This window comes from Rhizobacter sp. P2_H3, from assembly GCF_056403355.1.
Genome location: NZ_JBFUFQ010000315.1, coordinates 1 through 5,393 on the forward strand (window position 1 = coordinate 1; position 5,393 = coordinate 5,393).

Consider the following 5,393-nt stretch of genomic DNA (forward strand, 5'->3'; position numbering starts at 1 on the left):
CGCGCGGAAGTTGGGCCCGCCGGTCCAGCCGGCTTCCAGCAGCAGGCGCCAGGTGGCCGGCGTCGCCTGCAGCACGGTCGCGCCGCTGGCCGCCAGCGCCGCCGAGAGCGCAATGCCGTCGGCCGCCGTCTCGCGCGAGCACAGCTCGACGCGCGCGCCCACCAGCCACGGCAGGTACAGCTCCAACCCGGCGATGTCGAACGAGACGGTCGTCACGGCCGCCAGCACGTCACCGGCCGCCAGCCCCGGCTCGCGCCGCATCGAATGCAGGAAGTTCGCGAGCGCGCCGTGCGGCACCACCACGCCCTTCGGCCGGCCGGTGGAGCCGGAGGTGTAGATCACGTAGGCCGGGTCGTCCGGTGCCGGCGCGCCCGCGAGGTTGTCCTCGCTGCCTGCGCCCAGCGCGACCGCATCGGCCAGCACGTCCAGCAATTGCACGCCGGGCGGCAGCGCGATGCCGTCGGCCGCATCGCCGCCGGCCACCAGCACGCGCGCGCCGCTGTCCTCCAGCATGTAGGCGAGCCGCTCGGCCGGGAAGCCGGGGTCCAGCGGCACGTAGGCGCCGCCGGCCTTCTGCACGCCGAGCAAGGCCACCACCAGCGCCAGCGAGCGCTGCAGGCACACGCCGACCAGCTGCCCCGGGCCGACGCCCATCGCGCGCAGCCGGTTGGCGACGCGGTTCGCGCGCGCATTCAGCGCCGCGTAGGTGAGCGAGGCGCCCTCGTAGCGCACCGCCTCGGCCTCGGGGCTGCGCGCGACCTGGGCCTCGAACAGGCGTGGGTAGACATCATTGGCATGCGCGGCGGCGGTGCCGTTCATCTCGACCCGCAGCCAGCGCTGCTCGTCGGCGGTGAGCATCGGCAGCTTCGCGAGCATCGTGGCGGGTGCTTCCATCAGCGATTCGAGCAGCATCCGATAGTGCCCCGCCATGCGCCGGATCGTCGGCTCGTCGTACAGCTCGGTCGAGTACTCGAACAGCACGCTGCCGCTGACGGCCGCCTCGATGTACAGCCCCAGCTCGAACGGCGCCGCAGCGCGGTCGATCGCGACCGGCTCCCATTGCAGCCCGGGGAACTCGATGCCGGTCATCGGCGCGTTCTGCAGCGTGAACAGCACCTGGGCAAGCGGCGGCAGTGCCGGGCCGCGCATCGGCCGCAGTTCCTCGACCAGCTTCGCGAACGGCAGCTCCTGGTGCGCATACGCCTCCAGCGCGGTGCTGCGCACGCTCGCCAGCAGGTCGGCGAACGCGGTGTCGTCGCCGCAGCGGCTGCGCAGCACCAGCGTGTTGATGAAGCCGCCGACCAGCCCTTCCACCTCGCGCTGCTCGCGGTTGGCGATCGGCACCGCCACCGCGATGTCGGCCTGCCCGCTGTAGCGGTGCAGCAGCGTCACGTACGCGGCGAACAGCGTCATGAACAGCGTGCAGCCATGCCCGCGGCTGAAGGCCTCGAGCGATTCGATCAGCGCGGGGGGCAGCACGTCGGCATGCCAGGCGGCGCGGTCCGACAGGATCGTCGGCCGCGGGTGGTCGGTCGGCAGCAGCAACGGCGCCACGCCGTCGAGCTGGCGGCGCCAGTAGCCGAGTTGCGTTTCCAGCAGCTCGCCCTGGAAGCGCTCGCGCTGCCACACCGCCACGTCGCGGTACTGCACCGCGAGCGGCTGCCACGCCGGCGCGGCGCCGCGGCGGAACGCCGCATAGGCCTCGGCCAGCTCGCGGCCCAGCACGCCGTACGACCACTGGTCGCCGGCGACGTGGTGCATCGCGAGCAGCAGCAGGTGCTCGTCGTCGGCGACCTGGACCAGCAGCGTGCGGAAGACCGGTCCGCGGTTCAGGTCGAAGTAGGCGCGCGCGGTGTCGGTGGCCAGCGCGATCGCGGCCTCCTCGGCCTGCCGGCCCTGCGCGCGCAGGTCGTGGAAGGGCAGCGCGAACGGCTGATGCGGCTGCACCGTCTGCATCGGCCGGCCGTCGATCATCGCGAAGGTGGTGTGCAGCGTCTCGTGGCGCTGCACCAGCGCGTCGAGTGCCCGCTCCAGCGCGGCGCGATCGAGCACGCCGTGCAGGCGCAGCGCGACCGGCATGTTGTAGGCCGAGCTCTCCGGCGCCAGCTCGTGCAGCAGCCACATGCGCTCCTGCGCGAACGACAGCGGGCTCGGGCCGTCGCCGGCCAGCCGCGTGATCGCCGCGCTCGCTGCGGCCGGCGCACGGCCGGCCTCGATCGCCCGCGCCAGCTCGTGCAGCACCGGGTGCTCGAACACCGCACGCAGCACGAAGCCGCGGTCCAGCGCCTGGCGGATGCGCGCCGTCACCTGGGTCGCGAGCAGCGAGTGGCCGCCGAGCTCGAAGAAGTTGTCGTGGCGGCCGACCTCCTGACCCACATCACCCAGGCCCAGCACGTCGCGCCAGATCGCCGCCAGGCCCTGCTCGGTCTCGCCCTGCGGCGGCTCGACGCGCCGCGCGGCCGTCGCAGCCAGCCCTGCCGGCGCCGGCAGGGCCTGGCGGTCGACCTTGCCGTTGCCCGTCAGCGGCAGCGTCGGCAGCACGACGAATGCGGCCGGCACCATGTAGTCGGGCAGCCGCTCGCGCAGCGCCTGCTTCAGCGCGTCGACATCGGCGCTGCCGGCCAGGTAGGCGACGAGCCGCTGGTCGCCGGGCACGTCCTCGCGCGCCAGCACCGCGCTCTCGCGCACGCCCGGCTGCTGCGCCAGCAATGCCTCGATCTCGCCCAGCTCGATGCGGAAGCCGCGGATCTTCACCTGGTGGTCGATGCGGCCGAGGTACTCCAGCTCCAGCGCGCCATCGGTCCGCGGGCGCCAGCGTGCCAGGTCGCCGCTGCGGTACAGCCGCTCGCCGGGGCGGAACGGGTCGTCGATGAAGCGTGCCGCCGTCAGCTCCTGCCTGTTCAGGTAGCCGAGCGCGAGGCCCGGCCCGCCGACGAACATCTCGCCGGTGACGCCGATCGGCACCGGCTGCAGCAGCGCGTCGAGCAGCAGCACGCGCAGGTCGGGGATCGGCACGCCGATCACGCTGCCGGCGCGTGCGTCCACGTCGGCGCGCGTGATCGGCCGGTACGTCACGTGCACGCAGGTCTCGGTGATGCCGTACATGTTGACGAGCCGCGGCTGCGCATCGCCATGGCGCTCGAACCACGGCCGCAGCGCCTGCAGCTCCAGCGCCTCGCCGCCGAACACCACCTCGCGCAGCGCGGTGCGCCGCGGGGCGCCGCTGTCGACGTCAGCCTGCACCAGCTGGCGGAAGGCAGAAGGCGTCTGGTTCAGCACCGTCACGCGTTCGTCGTGCAGCAGCTGCAGGAAGGCCTCCGGCGAGCGGCTCACCGCCTGCGGCACGACCACCAGGCAGCCGCCGTGCGCCAGCGCCCCCCACAGCTCCCACACCGAGAAGTCGAACGCGACCGAATGGAACAGCGTCCACACGTCCTGCGGGCCGAAGCGGAACCAGCCGTCGGTGGCGCTGAACAGCCGGTCGACCGCGCGGTGCGTCAGCAGCGTGCCCTTCGGCTGGCCGGTGGAACCGGAGGTGTAGATCACGTAGATCAGGTCGTCGGCGCTGACGGGGCTCGCCGGGTTCTCCACGGGCGCCTCGGCCAGCGACGCGTCGTCGAGGCACAGCGTCGCACCGGCGTGCGGCGGCAGCCGCGCGAGCAGCGCCGACTGCGTCAGCATCACCGGCGCCTGTGCGTCGCCGAGCATGAAGGCCACGCGCTCGGCCGGGTAAGACAGGTCGATCGGCAGATAGGCGCCGCCCGCCTTCAGGATGCCCAGCAGCCCGGCCACCAGCTCGATCGAGCGTTCGGCGCACAGCCCGACGCGCGTCCCCGGCCCGACGCCCAGCGCCTGCAGCCGGTGCGCCACCTGGTTCGCGCGGCGGTTCAGCGCGCCGTACGACAGCGCGGCGCCGTCGCAGCGCAGCGCGGTCGCGTCCGGCGTGGCCGCGGCATGCGCCTCGAAGCGCCGGTGCAGCGGCTGGGCCTGCGCCACCGCGATCGGCTGCGCGGGCGGCAGCACGGGCGGCAACAGAGCGGCGCGCTCCGCGGCATCGAGCAGCGGCAGCCGGCCGATCGGCAGGGCCGGGTCGGCGACGATGCCGTCGAGCAGCACGCGGTAGTGGGCCCACAGCCGCTCGATGCTCGCGCGGTCGAACAGCGCGGGGTTGTACTTGAACGCGCCCGACAGCGCATCGCTGCGGTCGATCAGCCCGAGCCCGAGGTCGAACTGCCCTTCCTGCTGGGTCAGCGCATACGGCGTCACGCGCCAGCCGGCGAAGTCGACCGGCACGTCGCTCGCGCCGGCAACCAGCAGGTCGTTGAGCTCGCGGAACTGCTCGAAGCGCTGCAGCACGAACATCGTCTCGAACAGCGGCGAGCGGCTCGCATCGCGCACCGGCTGCAGCCGCTCGACCAGCAGCGACAGCGGGTACTCCTGCGCGTCCAGCGCCTCCAGCAGCGTGCCGCGCACCTGCTGCATCAGCGTGCGGAACGGCAGCTCGGCATGCACCCGCGAGCGCAGTGCGACCGGGTTCACGAAATCGCCCAGCACGCGCGCGAACTCCGGCTGCGTGCGGCCGGCGGTCGGCGTGCCGACGATCACGTCCTCGCATCCGGTGTGGCGGTACAGCAGCACCTTGAACGCAGCCAGCAGCAGCACGTACAGCGTCATGCCCTCGTCGCGCGCGAGCTGGTTCAGGCGGGTGGTGGTGGCGGCATCGAGATGGAAATCGAAGCTCGCGCCCTGCCCGCTGCGGCGCGGCGGGCGCGGGCGATCGGGCGGCAGCTCGATCTCGGCGCGCGGCGCGGCGAGCTGGCGGGTCCAGTACGCGGCGAGCTGCGCGCCCTGCGGGCCGGCCAGCATCGCGGCCTGCCAGTCGGTGTAGTCGGCGTACTGCCGCTCGACGCGCGGCAGGCCGGCCGGGGCACCGCCGCCGGCCTCGGCCAGCAGCGCGCGCAGCTCCTCCAGCAGGATCAGCAGCGACCAGCCGTCGATCGCGATGTGGTGCATCGCCAGCAGCAGCACCTGGTCGCCGGGGGCGCGGCGGTACAGCGCCGTGCGCATCACCGGGCCGTGCGCCAGGTCGAACGGGCGGCGGGCGTCGGCGTCGATGAGCCGGTGCAGGGCTGCGTCGTCGAGGCCGGCCACGTCGTGCACCTCGAGCACCGCCGTTCCGGTGCCGGCAATGCACTGGCGCGGCAAGCCGTCGATCACCTCGTACGTGGTGCGCAACACCGCATGGCGGTCGACCAGCGCCTGCAGTGCCTGGCGCAGCGCCGCCTCGTCGACCGGCGACAGCACGCGCAGCGCGAACAACACGTTGTAGGCCGCGCTGTCGGGCTGCTCCTGGTGGACGAACCACAGCGCCTGCTGCGGGTGCGACAGTGGCG

At 73.5% G+C, this 5,393-nt stretch carries 1 protein-coding gene; it reads right to left on the minus strand.

Annotation, left to right across the window (positions count from 1 at the left end; genetic code table 11):
- A partial coding sequence (locus tag AC1D1T_RS29715; protein WP_477993052.1) for an amino acid adenylation domain-containing protein occupies nucleotides 1-5,393 on the minus strand: 5,393 nt, incomplete at both ends.